The organism is Clostridioides sp. LIBA-7602 (assembly GCF_056688945.1).
On the sequence record NZ_CP196991.1, the window covers coordinates 2,490,907 to 2,514,057 of the forward strand.

Here is a 23,151-nt window from a genome sequence, read left to right on the forward strand (position 1 = left end):
CCCTATATCTATATATTAATACTATTCATAAAAACTCTTCTAAATTACCCATTTTTGATTATTCACCATATAGCTCTTATCCTTTTTAAGACATAATAATCTTTCATATATATTGATTTCTATATTAACAGTAAAAACTTATCTTAAAATTTTTCATTGGATATATACTATTGACTTTTTGGATATAGTTTATTATAATGTTAATAGACTGACGGTCAGTCATAAAAAAAGAGAGGTGTTCTATAAATGCAAAATTTAGATAAAATAAATAATTCTTTTAACAAAAACTTTAACCTTATGGTACTTGGTCAAATTATATCTATACTGGGTTCATCATTATTAAGATTTGCTCTTTCTACTTATATTTTAGATATAACAGGTCGTGCAGATATATTTGCAACTTTATATGCAATATCAAATATTCCACTTCTATTGTCCCCAATTGGTGGTGCAATAGCTGATAGATTCAATCGTAGAAATCTAATGGTTATATTTGATTTTATGAGTTCTATAATTATTCTCATTTTTATCTGTCTTTTTTCTACTCTAAATGATTCTATTGTATTGATTGGAATTGTTATGATACTCCTATCTATTATTAGTTGTATGTATCAACCTACTGTACAGGCAAGCATACCTTTAATAGTAAATGAAAAAGATTTAGAACAAGCAAATGGAATTGTAAATGGAATAGGTGCACTTTCAAGTATGTTTGCTCCTGTACTTGGAGGTTTTTTATATGGTCTTATTGGAATTAAGATGCTTCTTATTATAAGCTGCATTTCATTTTTTCTATCAGCAGTGATGGAGATATTTATTTATATACCTTTTAATAAAAGAGAGCTTAATGGAGATATAGTAATGACCATAGTTAGTGACATGAAAAAAGGGTTCTCTTATATCATAAAACAACCTTATATTAGTAAAGCTATGATTCTGGCAGCTTCTTTAAATTTATTTTTAACTCCATTTTTACTTGTAGGAATACAATATATTTTACGTGTAACGATGAACAGTAGTAATAATATGTATGGTATAGGAATAGGAATTATCGAATTTAGCAGTGTTTTAGGTGCACTTTCAATAGGCTTATTTGCAAAAAAAATGAAGATGAATACACTATATCGCTGGTTAATGCTAATTAGTATTCTGATGATACCAATGGCTATTTCAATTTCACCTTCAATGCTCAGACTAGGATATTATCCATCTTTTATACTACTATTTATTTGTATTATACCTGTAGCTATGTCTATGACAATTATTGCTGTATTTGTTCTAACTATTGTTCAAAAACAAACGCCTAATGAATTATTGGGAAAGGTAATGGCCACTATTACAGCTGTATCACAATGTGTTGCCCCAGTTGGTCAAATTATGCATGGTAAATTATTTGAAGTTTTTAGTCTTAAAGTTTATATACCTATAATATGTATGTTTATAATTATGCTATTAATCTCAATTCTTGCTAAGCATCTATATAAGAACGAAATATCATAATAAAATCATATTATAACTAAAAACATCCATTTTGACATTTTTTCAAAAATATTTTTAAAGTCAAATGACTAGATTGATTCTTATTTCAGAATGGCCATTTGACATAATGTTTATTTATTTTCGATATATATGAACTTTATCTATAATTTCTAAAATAAAATCAGCTACTGAAGATAAATCAGAAATACAAAATCGAATTTTTGAATATTTTACTTTAGAGTCATATACTAAAAAAGATATAAATAATAGTGACTATATCAATTATTAAGATTAATATAGCCACTATTTTAATATAAACTAAATAAATATTATATTGTTTTTCACTTAAAATCTAAACAATCTTTATTTTCATTAAATCTATTGTTCTGGTTTATATACAACTTTATTATCTTCATCATATATTACCAGAGAATTTGCTTTTATAACTTCATCCTTATACTTGACATCCTTTTGAGAGAAATTAGCTACTACCTTTAAATCTTCTCCATATTCAGTCATTTGAACTAATCTATCCTCAGAAATAAATTTAAAGTCTGTCATTTCTTTTTTAATAGCCTTTTTATTAAACTCTGACCATATTTTATTATGAGAAACTATTTCATCTTTGTGTTTTTCCCATTCAGTTCTATCTATATAATACATAGGTGGTGTATTATACAATACTTCTCTCATCATTCTACTTCCAACTTCGTCCTTAATTTTGAAAGTTCCCCATAACCACTGATGAGAAGATATAACAGAATCATTATAAACTAATCTGAATAAAGGCAGAGAGTAAACTGGGTCTATAAATATTTTTTTATATTTCTCTTTTACAGGTATCTGTTTTGAAAATACTTCTGGTACTCCTCCTGTTGGAGAATAGTATTTACCAACATAATATTCACTTTCTTTATTCTTACTCATATCTTTATCTACCCAAGCAAATGCTGGTGTCTCAAGTCCATGTGCAAATGCTATAGTGCTACTTGAAAAATCATTTCCACCTTCTGAACCTATAACCATATTTGCATTATCTCTTATATATGACATCCTTTCAAGTCTAGCCTTTAAATCTTGTGCTTGAGTTGTTATGTGATTTTGAGAATAATCATCATAGATTTCACCTGTAGCATCACAATCTATAAACCAAGAATTAAATTTATATCCTTCTTCCAATATACTTTGTACTCTCTCTTTCACACTTGGTAAAGACAATGTAGGGTTTAGCTTTCTTCCTTCTCCTTGAAATCCAGTTTCTTTTTCACCTTTTTTATTTTCTATAGTAGCATTTTCATATAGAGATTTATCCTTAAATGACGCCGTACTCCATTTTTCTTCCCCTGGCTTGTGTATAGAATGATATGAATCATATGGTCCTACTAGATACCCTAAATCATTAGCTCTTTTAACCATCTCTGGGGATATATAACCCTCTTCCATATCATCAAAGCCTATCCAAGCATTTTTAATACCAGATTTATTGATATCATTAATTACATCAATTGTATTATACTTTGCCCATGTATCAACATTATTCACACTGTCTCCCAACTTTGATTTTAATAACTTCTTGTTAAATTCTATAAGTTCTACTCTATTTAATTTAGATATACCTTTATCTAGTACTTTTTTTATCTCTTTATCCTTGCTGTTAAAAACTTTGTCATTATAAAAAGTATTCATCTGCATAACTTCATTAAATACTTGAACTATTTGATTCTTTTGATATTTATCTATATAATCTTGAGTTTTTATTTGATTAATCACTTCTATAAATTCACTATCATCAGGCTTCATACTTAAAAGTTCTTTCATCCAATTAACCAAATCATCTGATAAGTTTTCTTTTAATTTATTCCATTTAATATCATTTATTGTTATTATAGATTTATCTCCAAAATAAATTTGTGGTGCTCCATAAAGCTTTTCAATATTCTTATTTTCCTTAGATTTTTCTTTTAATGTTTTAAACTCTCCTTTATCAACTATATAGTTTTTATAAGTTTTTGCTACATCTGTAATATTTTTATTAGTCAAATATACTTTAAATCCATATTCTTTATTTTTATTGATACTTGGATATTCATGTTTAAATGTAAAATTAATCTTATCTTTAGAACTAAATTCAATTTCATTATTGAATTCATTTTCAATAATATAGAGCACAGAATATTTTGCCTTGTTTACTGCAAAGAATTGCATTGAAAAAGATTCTATAACATTATAAGTTGATTCATTTAAATGCTCTTTCCAGTACTTATCATTACTTGGAATAAACTTACCTTCATAAAGTGGTAGTACATAGCTTTCACCTTCAACTTTAGGCCAATTAAAGCTCGTTTCTTTTTCTGAGTTAGATTTAATATTTACATCTAAATAATTGTCCTCTTTTTTTATATTTATGTCTATGTTTTCATCAGGATATGTCCACGATGCTTGTGTACTCGTCTTTTTAAAATTTGATACCTTCCTTTCTTTTGATGGTTCAGATATCTTTTCTTTTGAACCACCGGATTCAACTGATACCTCAAAGGTTTCAGGTTTCACTTCAAAGCTAAAATCCAAATTTTTAACACTATACATGGATGATGTGCTATTAGCCACCTCACCACTACTACATCCAGTAAGAGTAGTTACAACAACCATACAACTTATAAATATCGAGACTATTTTTTTCATAAAAGCCACCTCCTCGATAAATATATCATCCTTATGTTACGTCAAAGTTACATTTCACTTTGAATTTCACTATCTATTAATTGAAGATTATATTGTTGAATTAGTTCTATTAAACGTTCTGCATATATGCTATTTCCATTTTCATCCTTTGCAGTACTATAACCAGCTTTTTCTAATGCTTTAGCTTGATATATATACGTTTTTGCGTCAAACACACCATTGGTTTTATATCTTTTATTTGTAGCCAAAAATTTTGCATGGTCTTTTATAGATTCATTTTTATCATCATATATTCTAAATTTATCATCTATAATTGTATCTAAATGTTCTTTTGTTTCTAAAGTCACTGATTTCCCTTTCCAAGAAGCATCCGCCTTTATACCAAATAGATTATTATGTTGTTTTGCTAAAGTTGACTTGCCCCAGCTAGATTCGATTATAGCTTGCGCAATAGTTATAGATGGAAGTATTTTATAATCTTCGTAATTTTGTATAGCTTCTGCTTTAATTTCGTTTATAAACTTCATATACTGTGTATCAGACTTCAATCTTTCTGGCTTTATGCCATACTCCTTAAGCTCATCAATATAATTATCAACCAATCTTTTTTGTTTATTACTAAATTCTAACTCATCCAGAACATTACTTAATTTATTTATTTTATTATTTTTAGAAAAATTTTTAACAAATAAATCTGATACTTCTTTTATTTGTGAATCTTTAATATCTTTCAAGTTATTTTTATTCAATACAGCAACAATAGAAGCTACATGCTTCCAGTTAACTTGTACATTATTTTTACTTGCCAAATCAGCATATTTTATATACTTACTGACCTCTATATCTTCCTTATTTATATCTCTAGTGAAATATTCTTTTACTCCTACACCTATTAAAACTGATATTATCAGTATTATAACAATGAATTTTTTATTCTTCATAATTATTGTCCTCCCTTATTTATCTGCTGAATACAATATATCTTATTTTTGTTACATCTTCTTTACGAAATTATGAAGATTTTATGAAGATTTATGAAATATATTTAACCAAAAGCACGATTATTGTTATAATATATAGTTTTCTATTAAACAAAAATAGTTAAAATAAATTCATAATTAGATAAACTTATTTTAACTATTTACATAATAAAAATATTATTTAAATTTATTTCTATCAATTTTTATATATTTTTCTAATATATATTTTTTACCATATACAATAATTTTTATTGGTTTACCTTTTAAATTTTCTATTTTAATTAAATCACTACATACATCTACATTAATAATATTATCTCTATAATTTATATTGAAAGAATAACTTCTCCATTCTTTAGGTAATTTAGGGTCAAAAGATAAAGTCTCATCCCATGTCCTCATACCTGCAAATCCATGTACAATGGAAAGCCATGAACCAGACATCGAAGTTATATGAAGTCCATCATTGGTATCATTATTATAGTTATCTAAATCAAGTCTAGCAGTTCTTGAGTATAATTCATAAGCTTTTTCTAAGTCATCTACTTCAGAAGCAATAATGGAATAAATACTAGAAGATAAAGAAGATTCATGTACAGTATATTTTTCATAGAAATCAAAATTTCTCTTTTTTTCTTCTTTAGTAAATCTATTTCCAAAATAGTAAATTCCTTGTAATACATCTGCTTGTTTTATAAAACAAGACCTAAGAATCCTATCCCAGGACCAGTTTTGATTAAGAGGAAGATTTTCTTTTGGCAAATCTTTTACTTCTATAAATTCTTTATCTAAAAAATTATCATTTTGAACTATTATTTTTAACTCATCATCATATGGCAGATAGATTTTTTTTGATATCATTTGCCATAGCTCAACTTCTTCTTTAGTTACACTGTTTCTGTCAATACATTCACTATATTCTATTTCTAATTTTAATACATTTTCTACAGCATATTCTAAGCACCACTTAGCTATATAATTAGTATACCAATTATTATTGACATTGTTCTCAAACTCGTTTGGACCTGTTACACCATGTATCATATACAAATCTTTTTTTATAGATAAGTGAACTCTACTAGCCCAAAATCTAGCTATTTCTATTATTACATCTATTCCTTTTTCTTTTATGTATTCAAAGTCACCTGTATAATTTGTATAATTATATATTGCATATACGATACTTCCATTTCGGTGTATTTCTTCAAATGTTATCTCCCACTCATTATGGCATTCTACTCCATCAAATGTAACCATTGGATATAAGGCACCTTTAAGTCCTAGTTTTTTTGCATTATCTTTTGCTTGCTCCAATTGATTATATCTATATTCCAGAAGGTTTCTAGTTACTTTCTTATCTGCTACCCCTAGATATACTGGAACACAAAATGCTTCTGTATCCCAATAAGTAGCCCCTCCATACTTTTCTCCAGTAAAGCCTTTTGGACCTATATTCAATCTTGAATCTTCTCCATAATATGTTGAAAATAGTTGAAATAAATTGTATCGTATGCCTTGTTGACTGCTTTTATCTCCATTTATTTTTACATCTGCACTTTGCCATCTTTCATTCCATAATTTGATATGTTCATTTAATATATCATTATAACCTTTAGGTATTTCTCTATTTAAAATATCTTCACATTTTCTTAATAACTCACTTTCCTTATAATCTCTAGTTGAAGTTATAGATACATATTTTTCTATACTAGCAACCTCATTTTTTAGAATATCCATTGTTATTGAATTCTCACAGTAATTATAGTCATTTGTATGAGATATGTCTTTTATCTTACCACTTGCCTTAATATGCATCATTGCACCCACAGTAAATACTGGTGTATTAAATGCATTTTCCTTTGTTCTAGAAAGTATGCTTCCTTGATATTCTAAAGAACTTGAAGAAACTCCATTCCAAAACTCTTCCTCATAATTTGAATCTTCATTTTTTATGTTTGAATCTAAATATGGTATGAACTTTATTTTAGCATCAGAATTTAATGCTTTTATACTGTATTTAATTACTGCTAACTCCTTAACTGATATGCTTAAAAATCTAGTAATGTTAACTTCAAATTTTTTATTATTTATGTGTACAATAAATCTACGATTTAAAATACCATTTTTCATATCTAGTTCTCTATAAAAATCTTCAATTTTACATTTTGCTAAATCTAATTCTACATCATCTATGAAAATTCTTATCCCTATATAGTTGACTGAATTAGGAATTTTACCAAAGTACTCTGGATATCCATTTTTCCACCATCCAACACGAGTTTTATCTGGAAACCATACTCCAGCTATATAAGAACCCTTATGAGTATCTCCACTATAGTTTTCCTCATAGTTTCCTCTCATACCCATGTAACCATTACCTATACTCATTATAGATTCTGCTAATCTATTTTCTTTGATTTCAATTTTGTCTTGTGTAATCTTCCATTCATCTATATTATTAAATAAACATTTCATATAATTCTCCTAACCATATACTCATTATACTTTTCTTGTATATATTCAAAATTTAATTGACTTGTTGATTCTACAACTAAATTTGCTTTTTTTAAATTCTCATAGTTTCCAACTCCAACAGAAAACATATTAGCAGAGTTTATAGCATCTATCCCTGCATTTGCATCTTCTATTCCTATACAATTTTGGGGATTTACATCAAGTCCTTTTGCTGACATAAGAAATATATCTGGATGTGGTTTGCTATTTTTACATTTTCCTGCATCAGCTATAAAATCAAATTTATCACTTATACCCAAATGATTTAATACATTTGTTGCATTCTTACTTGCAGAAGATAAGCCTATTTTTATATTATTAGATTTTATATCACTTAACAAACTTTCTATTCCAGGCAAAATATCATTTGAATTTATCTCATCTATTAATGATACATAATTATTATTTTTTTCTTCAGCCATTTTCAATTTTTCTTCTTCTGAAAATAAGTATTTTTTATTTCCAAATTCTAATATTCTATCCAACGACTCCATTCTGCTTATTCCTTTTAAAGATTCATTAAATTTTGTATCTATATCTATACCAACATTATGTGCTAGTTTTTTCCAAGCCATATAGTGATAGTATGCAGTATCTGTAATTACACCATCTAAATCAAATATAAATGCTTCAATCATTCTTATTTCCTCTTTCTACAAGAATTTTTTAAACTAATAATCAATTTATTTTATATCCTATCTCTTGTATTTAAGATATTTTTTATGGAATTATCTATTCTAATTTAGTCTTTAATTCAAAATCCATTTCCATTTTACTTTCTTGTACACCTTGTTTTTTTATCGTTCTACAAAAATTCGACCACATTACTCCAGAAAAAGCATTTAAATAGTTTATGTTACAAATAAATTTTCCTTTTTCAATTTCTTTTTTATACAATTTTGGTCCAACCATATACACTGGAAATATAGCCCATGCTTCTTTTCCCCTGTATTTTTTTGCAAATTTTGTATAGTTTTCATTCTTCATAACACACACTAAAAATACACATATGAACGGATTTTGTTGAACATCTATACCAAAAGAAAAAGATATATCTGTTTCCAACTCTTTTTCTATTTTATATAGATTTTCCTGAATCTGATTTTCAAGTTTTCGTGAAGCTTCATTACAAAACTCTTTAATTTCATTATATGAAATTGGAATCCATAATGGAGTATCTGATATATAGTCTATGGCTTTATTATCAAAAGGTAACCCTCTTCGCTTCATTTCAGCTATAGCAGACATATAATTTTTATCAGATATAAAAAAAGTTACAATTTTATTTTTATCCACATATATCTTGACTGGACACCCTTGCTTCTTGTTATTTATTGAAATTTTAGTGATATCATGATATGAATACTCTTTTTCACTTCCCATACATTTACGAACTTTAATACTATGTAAGTCAAAAATAATATACTTTCTCATATAATTGATAATTGAAGCTAATCCATACATTGTAAATACAAAAGTAATTAGCACTATATAATATAATTTAATATATACAAGAAATACATTTATAATAATTCCAATTAATAAAAATGTAACTCCCAAAATTAGATTTACAACCCCAGATTTTACTATAACTATATGATCTTTATAGTCATTCATATCTTTACTTCCTCCTACCTATTCAGTAATTACTTGTTTTTACTAAATTACAGAATGATTAGAAGTGTTAACATTTATTTTTATTCAAATAAAAAATTTACTTCATTTATTTTACTACAAATAGTTTCTTTATAAAATTGTACTGCATTTGATTATCATGATTAATAATGTTTTTTTAATAGTATAAAACTTTATCATGAAATTATCATGAACTCTAAAATAAATACGTTTTTATATTATTTTAAAATGAGGAACTTGTATTTTTTTAATATTATTTCTTCTTTTAAATCTACTATTTTTTCTTCATATAAATCTTTTGATTTTCTATTTGCCAAATAATCTGGCAATTTTAAAGTTATATCTCTAGATGAATTATTTATTATTACAGAAATGGATTCTTTTCTTAATAAAATTGTTCCATTTTCCTTATCTACTAATACCCATTCATTAGACATAGACCTAAGTTCTTTATTTTCTTTACGAAGTCTAATAATCTTCTTCATAAAATCAAATATATCCTTATTCCATTTTTCTTCATTCCATTCCATACATTTTCTTTGTCCTTCAGATATTGAACTTAGTTCTCCTTCCATTCCAATTTCGTCACCATAGTATATACAAGGACTCCCTGATTGTATAAACATAAACAAATATGCGAGTTTAACTCTATCAATATTTCCACTAGCATAATTCAGTATCCTTGTAGTATCATGGCTTCCAAGTAAATTAAAAGTAACTTCACTAACTTGCATTGGATAACTTACCATTATATCATTTATCATGTATTTAAATTCTTCAGCATTTATCTCATCTGTACAAAAGAATTTTTTCATAGCTTCTGACATCAAATAGTTCATAACTGAATCAAATTGGTCACCCATTAACCATGGTAAACTACCATGCCAAATTTCTCCCAGTATATATACCTCTGGTTTTATTTTTTTAATTTCTTCTCTAAACTTTCTCCAAAAAACATGGTCTACTTCATTTGAGACATCCAATCTCCATGCATCTATATCAAATTCTTGTATCCAGTACTTACCTACACTCAATAAGTATTCTATTACTTCTGAATTTTCTGTATTAAGTTTAGGCATATATTTTTCACATCCAAAGGTCTCATAGGGTATGTTTTTTTCATCTATTTGTTCTATTGGAGTATCAATTTTACTCATATCTTTTATATAAAACCACTCTTTGTATCTGGAGTTTTCCTTATTTTTAACTACATCTTGCCACTGTTTAGAATAATATCCTATATGATTAAAAACAGCATCCAACATTATTTTTATATTTCTCTTATGAGCTTCTTTTATTAGTTTTTTTAAAGTCTCTTTATTCCCTAATAAAGGGTCTATCTCCATATAATCTATCGTATCGTATCTATGATTTGTATTTCCAACTGTAATAGGGCAAAAATAAATTCCATTTATCCCTAAATCACTCAAATAATCTAAGTGTTCTATCACACCTTGTAAATCTCCACCTGTAAAATTATCTCTTGTTGGAATAGCTCCCCATTCGTCCACTCCTTCTGGATTTATAGATGGGTCACCATTTGCAAATCTATCTGGGAATATCTGGTACCAAACAGTTTCTTTCACCCAATTTGGTACCTTGGGTATATCTATATAATTTAAATATGGATATCCAAAAAAATTACTTATTTCGCACAATTCTTTCTCATAACTTTCATTTCCCAACTCTATTATTCTTTTTTCTGTGAATAGAATCTTTTCTTCTTGACCTTCTACTATAAACCCATATCTTGAGCGTTTATTTAAGGGTTTGCACTTAGCTATCCAGTAATCAAATAATTCGGTTTCCAATTCTTTATCCATTATTATATTTGAGCCACCAGACCAGCCAATTCCAGATGCATTTAAATTTCCTCCTCCTGCACCACCTTTATCCCATACATATTGGTCTCCTATTCTTAAAATTACTTTTTTTGCTTCATTTTTTTTAGTTCTAAGTCTTATATGTAATGTTTCTTTATCATAACCATAGGCATAGTTGCTCATAGGTATATGTAATATAGCTTCTTTTGTTAATTTTTTTTGAGTAGTTTTTTTGATTGGATTGCTTAAATTTACACTCTCTTTATTTTTATTAGACAATTTAATTTTCTCCCTCCTTTATAATAATTTACATAATTTAAAGATAGGTTAATATATTTTACTATTATATCACAATAAAAATATATAATAGTAAAATATATTAACGATATTCTAGCCAATTTAAAATAAATTATCTTATTGAATTTAATTCTATATAGTTATTTTTGCAAAATAAAAACCTCTAGTATTTTTCTAGAGGATACAATATTATACTATTAACTTTTTTACTATCTGTTAATTAATTTCAAAACATACTCTAAGCTATATTGTTAGATTTAACTTTTTCTATATTTACAAAATAAGTTTCTCTTTCTTTAAATAAAGATACATATTTAAAATCAAGATACTTAAGCATATCATAGGCCACATCAAAATCTTTACATATATCTTCTACTCTGTGAGAATCGGAACCTACAGTAACTATAAACCCTCCAAGCTCTTTATATCTTTTTAATATATCTTCATTTGGATGTATAGCATTTAATCCATATCTATAGCCAGAAGTATTTAGCTCTATACCACTTCCATTATTGATTATTGACTTCAAAACTTCATCAATAACATCTTTAAAATCATTGTATATAACTCTATTATCTGAATAGATTCCATATCTAGATATATAATCTAAATGCCCATATATATTATAGTCTCTAAATTCACGATTAGTTTCAAGTATACTATTAAAATATTTATAATATGCATCTTTTTTGCTAAGGCCTTTAAAATACTCTTTTGATGGAACAGGTACATTATCAATTGTATGAGTTGAACACAATACGAAATCAAAAGGATTAGAATTTATTATTTCCTCTATTTCATTTTTTAGATGTTTTCTATAACCAACTTCAACTCCTAATAATAACTCTATGTCCTTTTTATACTTTTCTTTGAATTTATTGAACACTGGAACATAGTCATTATAATTAATGCAAAAACCTCTATCTTCATCATGCTCTAAATGGTCTGTAAAAGTTAAATATCTAACACCAATACTTATAGCTTTTTTTATTGTATCTTCCATTGAATCCTTTCCATCACTTGAAAAATTAGTATGAATATGATTATCTATTAAATTCATATTATCCCTCCCTTTATTTTGTCTATCTCAATTATACTACGAGTTCATTGTATACAAGTGTTAAAAGAATATTATAAGAGTTAAATTTTATTTACATACTTTTACATAAAAAAGAAGCATCTATTTTTGATTTTAGAAAATCATTAAAGACACTTCTCTTTCATACGCTTTTTTATTTAACTTTTAAAAGTCTTAATTTTGTAATAGAGTTTACCAGTTATATGCCCAATCATATAGAAACCTGCATAAAGTAAAACATATACATATGCTGAATCATTTAAAAATATATACATTAATATTATATAAGTTACTAAAGACACTACAAGTGATAAAATCCAATTAGTTTTATTTAATACACAAACTATCCCCTGTATTAAAAAGGCAACTGGAAAAATTAATACCATCCCTATTACGAAAATCCCTTTAGCTTGAACATTTGGTATATTAAATATATCTGTAGCAAAGGTTAAAAACATTAATATCATTATAATTGTGGGAAATATGATACTAAAAATATTATTCTTTTTCACAATAATCATTCCTTATTTGTCTGCTATTTGATAAGCTTTAATAAGCATATCTTAAATTAATGCTTTAATTACTTTGTAGCTTCAATTTCCCCCATCATTCTAACTAAATCTTGTCCATATTGACCTCCAGCCCAATTATTAGAAAGACCTTCAACTGTTTTAGCTTTCCCAAGTAAAGATTTTTCATGTCTAGGGTCTACTGGATTTGAAAGTGGATAACCATCTTGTCCTGCATATAAACATAAATGTTGAATTTGAGCTAATATTCCTTCTTCCCACGTATCAAATCTTGAGTGGGCATTCTTATCAGTATCAGAACCTCCTGAAGAAGTCTTAAGTCCACAAGGATTCTTGAATGATGCATCTAATACCCCACCAAAATTACAGAAACCAGTTTCTTTTGCAGATTGAGCTACTGCTAATACAGGATTTACACCTTCTTGAACAGCAGTATCATACAGTATTGGTATTAATTCTATAAATAAATCATTAGCTCTTTTAGATTTAGCCCATTTTAAACAAGCCTCTAAACTAGCTGTTGGTTCACCTAATATGCTTGTCTCATTTTTCATAGGAGAATCACCTTTTGTAGATGAGTCACCATTATTCTGTGCAGCAGAAACACATTTATTATATATGCTATCACTTATTGTACCTAATCTAGTAATTTTGTCTGCTCCTGCTAATATAGATTTATCACTACTTTCTGACACCAACACAATTGGATTTTCTTTAGCAATTGTAGAACCTGTAAGTGCATTTACTAAATCATATCCATCGCTTAAATAAAATTCTGATGCATCTGGATAAAATTCTTTTATAACTTTCTTATTTGTGTCATATCTATCTGAACCACCAAGTCTTTTAGAGTTGGTCTTATTAACTAAACTAGTACTCATAGAGATACTTCCACCTACTGCATATGATTTTACATCACTTGTTGAAAAAGGAACACTTTTCCCATCTGTAAGTACTATAGGAGCTACGTCTCTTACTGACACAGGTGCTGCACTTATAGTATCAGCTTCTCCTTTATATGCATTAGTTAATATCACTTCATCAACTTTTTTAATACTACTTACCTCTTTAGCAACGCTATAACTAGTCTTTATTCTGTCATCTCCACCTAATCTAGTTACTTGTGCTCCTGTTTTTTTAAGTTCAGTTTCTACTGACTTACTTATCGATAATTCTTTACCTATTATGTATATTTTTTTGACATTTTTTAATCGTTGTTTCGTTTCATTTGGGATGTTGTTTTTTTGTGCAAGCAAAATTGGAGCATCAACAGCACCAGCAAGACCACTTGCCGAAAGACCATCTGCTATTGAACTATCCATATTTACCATAATCGCTGTATCATAATTCTTCTTGTCTGCTATTAATCCAGCTGTCTCATATATATTGTTACCTTTAATAGTATCTGATGTTAATGCATTTACATTAGGTACATTTATTAGAAATATAGCTAATGTTAGACCTAATGCTAAAACTCTTTTAATTGTTCTCATATTCTTCCCCCTTGATATATCAAGTTTAATTCAAAAATGACTATAGCATAGTACTAAATCTACGCTATAGTCATTTATTATAATTTAATAATTATATATTTGTTATTATATCATAAATTACAAAAAGTTTCCATAATATTAGATAGATTAGAGGAAAAATTTACATTTTAGTTACAATTTCCAAGATTTTAGTTCAGGTGTACATATATTTGGTAACAATTTGTAATAAAAATCGACATTTATATCTTATATTTATTGTATTTCTTTACAAAATGAAAATTTATTGTATACAACAATATAGACTGCATATTTACATAATCTATACATTATTAAGTAAATACTTTATTAATGTCATTAAAAATACACCTTCTATCAAATTTATTATGTGTCAGGCTTTGTGATTAAGTATTTATTATTTATCCATATATCATATGTCAATTCACTTTTTCACTTTTAATTTAATTCTAACATATTTTTATATGTCTTATGATATATAATGTGATATATTCTAAGTAATGGTATTTTCAAGTAAAAAAACGTTATTCTAGTATAAAGTAATAGTATGCTTGAAAATAAATAAAACACTTAACTTTATTTAAGGAGATTTACGATGAGCAACAAGCAAGGTTCTAACATAAAAGATGTAAAAATTAAAAATAAGTTAATAATATTGAAATTACTTTCTACAAATACACCTATGTCTAGGGTTGATTTAGCAAAGTCTACAGGACTTACCAAAATGACTTTATCAAATCTAGTCACGGAACTTATTAATGAAAATATGATTAAAGAAATAGAATCATCAACTTTAAATGCACATTCATCAGGCCGTAAACCTATTTTATTGGATATTTCTAATATCTCACCTTGTATTTGTGGAATTCTGATAAGAAGAAATATATGTAAGGTAATTATTGCAGATTTGAAAGGTAATATTGTAAAACAACTTTCTGAAACTTACCCTAAATATCTATCAAACGATGTTTTAAAAGATATAATCAAAAGGATGTTTACTAAAATAATGAAGAATAATAAGAGAGATATAATTGGAATTGGTATTTCTTCAATAGGTCCAGTAGATAATATAAATGGTATTATATTAAATCCTCCAGACTTTGGAAATGTATCAAATTTAAATATAGTAAATTTTATAGAGGAAATGTCCGATTTGCCAATATTTTTGATAAATGATGCTAATTCAGGTGCCTTAGCTGAAAAAATGTATGGTTTGGGTAAAGATATATCAAATTATATATACTTACATATAATGAATGGTATCGGAGCTGGTCTGGTACTAGAAAATAGACTTCATACTGGTAATCTAGGTCAAAGCGGAGAAATAGGACATACATCTATTAATTTTAGTGGCCCATTATGTAGCTGTGGTAATAATGGATGCTTAGATTATTACACAAGTGTTAGTAATCTAATTAAAAGAATTGACTCATTGAGCCATATTTATCCCAACTCTCCATTAATTAACTGTAAAAATTTTTCTTTAGTAAAGTTAATAGATGAAGCAAATAATAAAGATACTCTTGCCATGTTTTTGCTTGATGAATTTTGTACATATGTATCATATGCATTGGTAAATACACTTACATTGATTGATTGTAGCTCTATAATAATAGGTTACGACTTTAATATACCAGGTACATTCATAGAAAATACATTATTAAAAAAATTAACTGCTTCGGCAAGTTTTTCTAAATATAAAAAAATAAATGTAAAACATTCAAATTTTGGAGCAAATGCACCATTAATCGGCTCTATAGCTATTGTTAGCTACAAATTTTTTAATGGTAGTATAAATTTTTATTAAATATATAAAATATTTAAATACTCTTATTGAATATTTTTCCATTTAATATTATTATATTTTATAAGAGCGTTTAAAATTTGGAGGTATGAAAATGATTTCAGCTAAAATGGAAAAATTACTTAATGAGCAGATTAACCATGAATTATATTCTGCATATCTTTATCTTTCTATGTCTTCTTACCTTGAAGCAGAAGGACTTAAAGGATTTTCTAATTGGTTTTATGTTCAATATAAAGAAGAGACAGACCATGCTATGTTTTTCTACAAATATTTACATAATGTAGGAGGAAAAGTTCAACTTGATGCTATCCCAATGCCAGATTCAGACTTTACTTCTGCAATGGATATTCTTGAGCGTACATTAGCTCATGAAAAAAAGGTTACATCTTTAATAAACAATTTAGCAGCTGTAGCAAACTCTGAGGCAGACTTTAGAACTTCTCAGTTCTTACTTTGGTTTATATCTGAACAAGCAGAGGAAGAAACAAATTGTGAAGACAATATAAAGCGTGTTAAACTTGCTGGAGAAGGTGGGCTATTCTTTGTTGACCAAGAATTTGCTAATCGTACATATGCAGCCCCAACAAATCCACCTGTAACAATATAATATTTAAGACTTTTCGATATAATAAAGAAGGTGTTTTAATGAAAATCAAGATTGATTCTTCTAATTAAAACACCTTTTATTATTCGTTTTATATGTAGTATTTTATTGTTTATACAGTTCTATTTTATAATTTTTAAAAATCTATTTTTACTTTAAGATACTTAAATTTTAAATTTGGGGTGACTGAAAATCACACTACTTAATTTATAAATGTGATTTTCAGCCAGTACTTTGATTATGGTTGAATACCAAAACTTATGAACTATTTATATTTAACTATTAAAGCATCTACTGCACATACACCTTTTCCCTTAGGATATACAAACACTGGATTTAAATCTATTTCCTTAACCTCATCTTTATTTTCATAAGCATATTTTCCTAACTTAACCATCATATCTGCAAGAGCTTCAACATCACAAGGCTCGCTTCCTCTATATCCATTTAAAAGCTTAAATGACTTCAATTTTCTAAGCATCATCATAGCTTCATCATGATTTATAGGTAATGGATATAAAGTAGTATCTTTAAATACTTCTACAAATACTCCTCCTAAACCAACTAGCAACATTGGACCAAATTGGTCATCATTAGTTATACCAATAATAATTTCTATACCACTTTCTACCATTTCTTGAACTAATATACCATCAATTTTAGCATCTGGTTTTTCTTTTTTTACATTAGCTAAAATCTCATTATATGCATTTATTGCCTCATCTCTATTTTTAATTCCTATTTTAACTCCTCCAACATCAGATTTATGCAATATTTCGGAAGAATTTATTTTTAAAACAACAGGATAGTTAATGTATTTTAAGATTTCATCTAATTCATCAATGCTTTTTGCATTACCTTGCCCTGGTACTGGTACTCCATACTTCTTCATCTCAATCTTACTATCTAACTCTGATAGAGCTACTACATTATTTGATTCTCTTTTCTTAACAGCCTCAAATTCTAGTGTTCTCTTTGAATAATCATAATCTACAAATTTAGCCATTTTATTAAAACAAGTAAATGTAGTTCCAACTGATGACATTATAGGCACTTGATTGTTTTCTAATCTAGTTCTATAATTTAGATATCTATTTCCTTCAAGTGTAGGAACTGCAAACACAGGCTTCTTTAATCCTTGCTCTCTTGCTTCACTTACAGCTTGACAAAGTGTCTCATGCATTTCATTTTCTTCATCTCTTATATTTGCTCCTACCATAGTAAATCCGACTCTATCATCTTTTTCAAATGTATGTAATAGACCTACTATCATATCCTTTTCATGGAATAATGCAGTTGTGGCATCTAGTGGATTTTTAGGTGTTGCAAATCCTGGAAGATATTTTTTCATTTCTTCTTTAGTTTCAAAAGATATTTCTGCAAGTTCTACACCATTTTCTTCTGCTAAATCTGCACAAATAGTATTTTCTCCTCCTGAGAAGTTTATTGCTGCAAAATTAGAATTTGTAGGTAAATTACCATCTAGAACACTAAAAGCTTGTGCTAAACACATAAATTGTTCCAGATTCTCCACAGAAATTACTCCATATTTTTCGAAAATACTTTCAAAGGCTTTACTTGAACCAGCTAAGTTTCCTGTGTGAGAAGCAGCCGAAATAGCTCCCTTTTCTGACCTTCCTGATTTCAATATTATTACTGGCTTTCTTTTTTGTGCAGCTCTTTTTAGAGCATCTATAAATTTTCGAGGATTTTTTAAACCTTCAAGATAGATGGCTATTACTGATGCATAATTATCATCTACAAGGAAGTCAACAGCATCTTCTAGCGTAACTATATTTCCATTTCCTGTTGAGAAACCATAAGATATATTAAAATAATCACTTGAAACAATCTCTGCCGTTATAAATCCACTTTGACCTACAATTCCTATGCCAGGTTTTTTGGTATCTAAATCCCATTTAGAACCTCCTGCCCAAAGGTTAACTTTATCTATACAATTTAATAATCCCATACAATTTGGACCTAATATTTTCATATCATATGTATTTGATATTTCTATAAGTTGATTTTCTAAATCTATGCCTTCTTCTGTTCCTTCTTCTGCAAATCCGCTAGCATATACTACAGCTGCTTTTGTTCCCAATTCTCCAGAATCTTTTAATACAGATGGAACTATATTTCTAGGTGTGCATACTACTACACAATCTACTACTTCTGGTACTTCTTGTATCGTTTTATAGCATTTTCTTCCAAATAATTCATCTCTTTTGGGATTTACATAATATACTCTATCTGTATCTTTACTTTTTACTATACTAAGTGCTGCACTTCTACCAAAACCAAGCTTATCAGTAACTCCTACTATAGCAATGCTCTTTGGTCTAATAAGTTTTTCCAAGCTCATAAATTCACTCTCCTATATTTTCATAGTTGTGATTTTAAATGAATTTTATCTCAAGATGAAACTTCTCTTGGCACTAAGGATTATTAAATCTTGAGATAAATCATTTAAGATAAGGGTAATTTATTAAATGGCGTTATTATAGCCTTCCATGAATGCTGCTTCATTTTGAATATTGAATTTACCTTTTCCTTTTTCTTCAAAGAAATCACACATAGTTTTTAAAGCTAATTCTTTTTCAAATAATCCAGTTTTCGCAATTAATGCTCCAAGCACTACTATATTTGCTGCTTTGGGATTGTTTACTTTTTGAGCTAATTCTTGACAATTTATTTTAACTGCATTTATATCTTCTCTTAATGCTATATCATCATCTATTACAGATGTATTAATAACTACTGTTCCACCTTCTTTAACTAAATTTATATAATCTAAAGATGGCTTATTCATTGCTACTAAAACGTCTATTTCTTCCATATCAGGTCCACCTATACTCTCATCAGAAAACTTTACTACACTATATGCTTTTCCACCTCTCATAGTTGGACCATATGCAGGCATCCAAGTTACTTGTTTTCCTAATTCAAGTGCTGACTCAGCTACAATTAGACCAAGAGTTAAAACTCCTTGACCACCAAATCCTGCAAATACTAACTCTTTTTCCATAATTATTCACCATCCCTTTGCTTAAATTCGCCAAGAGTGTAATATGGCACTATTTCTTCTTCCATCCACTTGATAGATTTCTCTAATGATACACCCCAGTTAGTTGGACAAGGTGCTAATATTTCAACTAATGAATACCCCTCTCCATTCAATTGAGCTTCTATTGCATTTTTTATATATTTTTTTAGATTAATTATTTCTTTTGGACTATGAACTGAACCTCTTGCTACATACGCTACATCAAAGAAGTCTGCCATCATTTCAGGAACTTTTAATGGGCTACCAGTAGTTTTTATATCTCTTCCATCTACACTTGTTGTTGTAACTTGACCTGGCATAGTAGTCCATGACATCTGTCCGCCAGTCATAGCAAAGTTATTGTTATTTATTACAAATACAGTCACATTATGATTTCTATATGCAGTATTTAAAGTTTCAGAAAGACCTATAACATAAGCATCTCCATCACCTTGATAAGTCATTACTAATGTTTCTGGAAGTGCTACTTTAATTCCTATAGCTGTGGATGAAGCTCTACCATGTGCAGTTTGCATCTTATCTCCATTCCAGCTAAAATTCATATTACAAACACAACCAACTCCTAAAGTTAATACATGATTTTTTTCATATCCATGTTCTTCTATTACTTCTGCTATTATACGGTTTACTATTCCATGACCACAACCTGGGCAAAATTTGTTTGGTATTGAAACAACGCTAGGTGTTAACTTTTCTGTAGCCATATTAGAACACCTCCTTGATTTCGCCAGATTTTATTTTGCTATAAGTGTCCATTACTTGCAGTGTTTTTGGTATATGATTTCCACTGAATAATCCATAAACAGGCACATTTTCTTTACATACTTTCTTTGAAGCTAAAGCAACATCTTCTACTAACTGACCTGTATCTGTTGACTCTACTGAAATAAATCCTTTTACATTCTTATTTACCTTTTCAAATGCCTTATATGGGAATGGCCACACTGTTATTGGTCTTATTATTCCAACTTTTTCACCTTGTTCTCTAAGTCTTCTAACAGCATTCATAGTTGTTCTTGATGGTATACCGAACGCTACAAACACATATTCCGCATCTTCGACTTGATAATCTTCCCATTGTTGTTCATTTTCAGTTATTCTCATACGCTTTTCCATACAAAAAGCTGGTTTTTGATTATCTGCAACTTTTGCATGGTCTCTATTACTTCCATCATAAGTCCAACCTAAATCTTCTTCTCTCTTCTTGAACTCTGGAAACTCTACCGGTTCCATCATTTGACCTAAAGCCGCTTCTGTCAAAATTTCAACAGGCACTCTGTATTTCTCCGCTACATCAAACGAATTATACATTAAATCTACAGTTTCTTGGATACTGTTTGGTGCATAAACAATTAAATGATAATCTCCATTTCCTCCCCCTCTAGTATCCCTTAAATAATCTGTCTGTGCTGAATCTAGCGAACCAAGTCCAGGCCCCCATCTTTGTACATTTACGATTACACAAGGATAGTGATTTGCACATAAATATGAAATTCCTTCTTGTTTTAAAGATATTCCTGGTCCTGAAGAACTTGTCATAGACCTCATTCCACTTGCATATGCTCCATACACCATATATATAGCAGCCATTTCATTTTCAGATTGTATAAAAGTTCTTCCAAGTTCAGACATTCTATGTGATAAAAATTCCATTACCTCTGTTTGAGGTGTAATTGGATATCCTGCATAAAACTCACAACCACCTCTTAGAGCTGCTTCTGCAATGGCGTGGTTCCCCTTCCACATCTTTTTCATATTATCCCAACTCCTTCTAAGCCTCTTGACATGCTTCTTCTTTAATTATTTCAAAAACATTATCTGGACACACTTGATAGCAAATTCCACAAAGTATGCATTTACTTTCATCAACTTCTACATGAGCATATCCTTCTTTATTTATGTTATCTGATATTTTTAATGCTCCTTTTTTACAAGATATAACGCAGTATTCACAACTTTTACATCTCTCTGCGTTTATTTTTAAGCTCATATCTACACCCCATTTCGTAATATTTCTATCTATTATCCAATGCTTGGTTCTTCTTTAAGATTTAATATTTCCTTTAAAACTGCTACAAATTTTTGGTTTTCTTCCATAGTTCCAATACTTACACGTGCATGTGTAGCATTTGGTCTTATTACAAAACCTCTTTTTTTCAAATCTTCAAATAGCTTTGGTATATCTGTTTTCATGTCTACATAAAGGAAGTTTGATTGTGAATCTACAACATCAAATCCCATTTTTGCGAACTCTTCCTTAAAATAAGCCATTCCAGCTCTATTCAAGTCATATGTTTCTTTTATAAATTCATCATCATCAAGTGCTGCTGTTGCTCCACTTATAGCAACACGATTTGCAGAGAAAGGCTCTTTTACTGTAAATAAAGTTCTTATTATCTCATCTTTAGCAATACCATATCCTACTCTAAGACCTGCAAGACCATATATTTTAGAGAAAGTTCTTGTTACTATAACATTGTAATTTTCTCTTACATACTTAAGTCCATCTACATAATTAGGTACTGTTAAAAATTCTATATATGCTTCATCCAATATAGTTATAATATTTTCAGGTACTTTCTTTAAAAATGCTTCTAACTCTTTATCATCTACAATTGTTCCTGTTGGATTATTAGGATTACATACACATATTAATTTTGTCTTATCTGTAATCTTGTCTAATATGCCTTGTAAATCATATTTATAGTCTTTTGTTAAAGGTACTTCTACTGGTATTCCTTCATTTTTTACAGTTGCAGTTCTATATGATGGGAATGTTGGGTCACAGTATATAACCTCATCCCCTCTATTGATAAAAGCTTCACCTATTAGCGTGATAACGTTATCCGCACCATTAGCAACAATAAAGTTTTCTGGTTTTAAATCTAACTTGTCAGCTAATTTTCTTCTAAGTTCATTCGCTTCTGGTTCTGGATAAAGTTGACCTTGTTTTAGCATTTCAATCATAGCTTCCATTGCTTTTGGTGATGGTCCTAGAGGATTTTCATTTGAAGCTAGTTTTATTATTTCTTTTACACCATATTTCTCTTTAACTTTTTCTATTGGTTCACCTGGAACGTATTGATGTAACTCTTTTACTGTATTTCTCAATAATTTTTCTATCATTTTTAAAAGCCCCCTCTATAT

General features: G+C 28.4%; 18 protein-coding genes. 3 read left to right on the top strand and 15 right to left on the bottom strand.

What is annotated here, in order from left to right:
- Positions 1-246: 246 nt before the first annotated feature.
- Complete coding sequence (locus ACTG45_RS12010) at positions 247-1,500, top strand: MFS transporter (RefSeq protein ID WP_021385055.1); 1,254 nt, start codon at positions 247-249, stop codon at positions 1,498-1,500.
- Positions 1,501-1,857: 357 nt separating this feature from the next.
- Here the strand turns inward: ACTG45_RS12010 and ACTG45_RS12015 are convergent, their stop codons facing one another.
- The 9 genes from ACTG45_RS12015 to ACTG45_RS12055 all read right to left on the bottom strand — a co-directional run bounded on the left by ACTG45_RS12015 (position 1,858) and on the right by ACTG45_RS12055 (position 14,511).
- The gene (locus tag ACTG45_RS12015; protein WP_021385047.1) at positions 1,858-4,161 is read right to left on the bottom strand and encodes a glycoside hydrolase; all 2,304 of its coding nucleotides are present in this window, start codon (positions 4,159-4,161) and stop codon (positions 1,858-1,860) included.
- Positions 4,162-4,208: 47 nt separating this feature from the next.
- Positions 4,209-5,102 (bottom strand): glycoside hydrolase family 73 protein, encoded by an 894-nt coding sequence (locus tag ACTG45_RS12020; protein WP_479919056.1) that lies wholly within the window; start codon positions 5,100-5,102, stop codon positions 4,209-4,211.
- A gap of 216 nt (positions 5,103-5,318) precedes the next feature.
- Positions 5,319-7,616: a glycoside hydrolase family 65 protein gene (locus ACTG45_RS12025; protein ID WP_479919057.1), complete on the bottom strand. Its 2,298-nt coding sequence runs from the start codon at positions 7,614-7,616 to the stop codon at positions 5,319-5,321.
- A complete protein-coding gene (gene pgmB / locus ACTG45_RS12030) occupies positions 7,613-8,293 on the bottom strand; it encodes a beta-phosphoglucomutase (protein WP_021385051.1) in 681 nt (226 codons plus the stop codon). Before pgmB ends, ACTG45_RS12025 begins: the two co-directional genes overlap by 4 nt.
- A gap of 94 nt (positions 8,294-8,387) precedes the next feature.
- Entirely contained in the window at positions 8,388-9,272 is an 885-nt protein-coding gene (locus ACTG45_RS12035) for a hypothetical protein (RefSeq protein ID WP_479919058.1), read from the bottom strand.
- A gap of 236 nt (positions 9,273-9,508) precedes the next feature.
- On the bottom strand, positions 9,509-11,392 hold the full coding sequence (locus ACTG45_RS12040) for a glycoside hydrolase family 13 protein (RefSeq protein ID WP_479919059.1): 1,884 nt from the start codon (positions 11,390-11,392) through the stop codon (positions 9,509-9,511).
- Positions 11,393-11,648: 256 nt separating this feature from the next.
- Positions 11,649-12,470, bottom strand: a complete 822-nt coding sequence (locus ACTG45_RS12045; RefSeq protein WP_021385072.1) for a histidinol-phosphatase HisJ family protein — start codon at positions 12,468-12,470, stop codon at positions 11,649-11,651.
- A 176-nt stretch (positions 12,471-12,646) separates the two neighbouring features.
- Positions 12,647-13,000: a hypothetical protein gene (locus ACTG45_RS12050; RefSeq protein WP_479919060.1), complete on the bottom strand. Its 354-nt coding sequence runs from the start codon at positions 12,998-13,000 to the stop codon at positions 12,647-12,649.
- 68 nt (positions 13,001-13,068) lie between these two features.
- On the bottom strand, positions 13,069-14,511 hold the full coding sequence (locus ACTG45_RS12055; RefSeq protein WP_479916948.1) for a cell wall-binding repeat-containing protein: 1,443 nt from the start codon (positions 14,509-14,511) through the stop codon (positions 13,069-13,071).
- A gap of 610 nt (positions 14,512-15,121) precedes the next feature.
- Between ACTG45_RS12055 and ACTG45_RS12060 the strand changes: the two genes are divergently transcribed.
- Positions 15,122-16,333, top strand: a complete 1,212-nt coding sequence (locus ACTG45_RS12060) for an ROK family protein (RefSeq protein WP_479919061.1) — start codon at positions 15,122-15,124, stop codon at positions 16,331-16,333.
- Between the two features lie 91 nt (positions 16,334-16,424).
- Positions 16,425-16,940: a ferritin gene (locus ACTG45_RS12065; protein ID WP_021385062.1), complete on the top strand. Its 516-nt coding sequence runs from the start codon at positions 16,425-16,427 to the stop codon at positions 16,938-16,940.
- Positions 16,941-17,202: 262 nt separating this feature from the next.
- On the opposite strand, the gene ACTG45_RS12070 is transcribed toward ACTG45_RS12065, so the two are convergent.
- The 6 genes from ACTG45_RS12070 to hisC all read right to left on the bottom strand — a co-directional run bounded on the left by ACTG45_RS12070 (position 17,203) and on the right by hisC (position 23,130).
- A complete protein-coding gene (locus tag ACTG45_RS12070) occupies positions 17,203-19,302 on the bottom strand; it encodes an acetate--CoA ligase family protein (RefSeq protein ID WP_479919062.1) in 2,100 nt (699 codons plus the stop codon).
- A 123-nt stretch (positions 19,303-19,425) separates the two neighbouring features.
- Positions 19,426-19,965 (bottom strand): 2-oxoacid:acceptor oxidoreductase family protein, encoded by a 540-nt coding sequence (locus tag ACTG45_RS12075; protein ID WP_021385071.1) that lies wholly within the window; start codon positions 19,963-19,965, stop codon positions 19,426-19,428.
- A 2-nt stretch (positions 19,966-19,967) separates the two neighbouring features.
- The gene (locus ACTG45_RS12080) at positions 19,968-20,708 is read right to left on the bottom strand and encodes a thiamine pyrophosphate-dependent enzyme (protein WP_479919063.1); all 741 of its coding nucleotides are present in this window, start codon (positions 20,706-20,708) and stop codon (positions 19,968-19,970) included.
- Position 20,709: 1 nt separating this feature from the next.
- A complete protein-coding gene (gene vorB, locus ACTG45_RS12085) occupies positions 20,710-21,759 on the bottom strand; it encodes a 3-methyl-2-oxobutanoate dehydrogenase subunit VorB (RefSeq protein WP_021385064.1) in 1,050 nt (349 codons plus the stop codon).
- A 16-nt stretch (positions 21,760-21,775) separates the two neighbouring features.
- Positions 21,776-21,994, bottom strand: a complete 219-nt coding sequence (locus tag ACTG45_RS12090) for an indolepyruvate ferredoxin oxidoreductase subunit alpha (RefSeq protein WP_021385063.1) — start codon at positions 21,992-21,994, stop codon at positions 21,776-21,778.
- A 32-nt stretch (positions 21,995-22,026) separates the two neighbouring features.
- Positions 22,027-23,130 (bottom strand): histidinol-phosphate transaminase, encoded by a 1,104-nt coding sequence (gene hisC, locus ACTG45_RS12095; RefSeq protein WP_479916950.1) that lies wholly within the window; start codon positions 23,128-23,130, stop codon positions 22,027-22,029.
- Between the last annotated feature and the right edge of the window lie 21 nt (positions 23,131-23,151).

Coding starts and splice junctions, on each gene's coding strand:
- ACTG45_RS12010 (WP_021385055.1), top strand. CDS start 247: ATGCAAAATTTAGATAAAATAAATAATTCTTTTAACAAAAACTTTAAC.
- ACTG45_RS12015 (WP_021385047.1), bottom strand. CDS start 4,161: ATGAAAAAAATAGTCTCGATATTTATAAGTTGTATGGTTGTTGTAACT.
- ACTG45_RS12020 (WP_479919056.1), bottom strand. CDS start 5,102: ATGAAGAATAAAAAATTCATTGTTATAATACTGATAATATCAGTTTTA.
- ACTG45_RS12025 (WP_479919057.1), bottom strand. CDS start 7,616: ATGAAATGTTTATTTAATAATATAGATGAATGGAAGATTACACAAGAC.
- pgmB (WP_021385051.1), bottom strand. CDS start 8,293: ATGATTGAAGCATTTATATTTGATTTAGATGGTGTAATTACAGATACT.
- ACTG45_RS12035 (WP_479919058.1), bottom strand. CDS start 9,272: ATGAATGACTATAAAGATCATATAGTTATAGTAAAATCTGGGGTTGTA.
- ACTG45_RS12045 (WP_021385072.1), bottom strand. CDS start 12,470: ATGAATTTAATAGATAATCATATTCATACTAATTTTTCAAGTGATGGA.
- ACTG45_RS12055 (WP_479916948.1), bottom strand. CDS start 14,511: ATGAGAACAATTAAAAGAGTTTTAGCATTAGGTCTAACATTAGCTATA.
- ACTG45_RS12060 (WP_479919061.1), top strand. CDS start 15,122: ATGAGCAACAAGCAAGGTTCTAACATAAAAGATGTAAAAATTAAAAAT.
- ACTG45_RS12065 (WP_021385062.1), top strand. CDS start 16,425: ATGATTTCAGCTAAAATGGAAAAATTACTTAATGAGCAGATTAACCAT.
- ACTG45_RS12070 (WP_479919062.1), bottom strand. CDS start 19,302: ATGAGCTTGGAAAAACTTATTAGACCAAAGAGCATTGCTATAGTAGGA.
- ACTG45_RS12075 (WP_021385071.1), bottom strand. CDS start 19,965: ATGGAAAAAGAGTTAGTATTTGCAGGATTTGGTGGTCAAGGAGTTTTA.
- ACTG45_RS12080 (WP_479919063.1), bottom strand. CDS start 20,708: ATGGCTACAGAAAAGTTAACACCTAGCGTTGTTTCAATACCAAACAAA.
- vorB (WP_021385064.1), bottom strand. CDS start 21,759: ATGAAAAAGATGTGGAAGGGGAACCACGCCATTGCAGAAGCAGCTCTA.
- ACTG45_RS12090 (WP_021385063.1), bottom strand. CDS start 21,994: ATGAGCTTAAAAATAAACGCAGAGAGATGTAAAAGTTGTGAATACTGC.
- hisC (WP_479916950.1), bottom strand. CDS start 23,130: ATGATAGAAAAATTATTGAGAAATACAGTAAAAGAGTTACATCAATAC.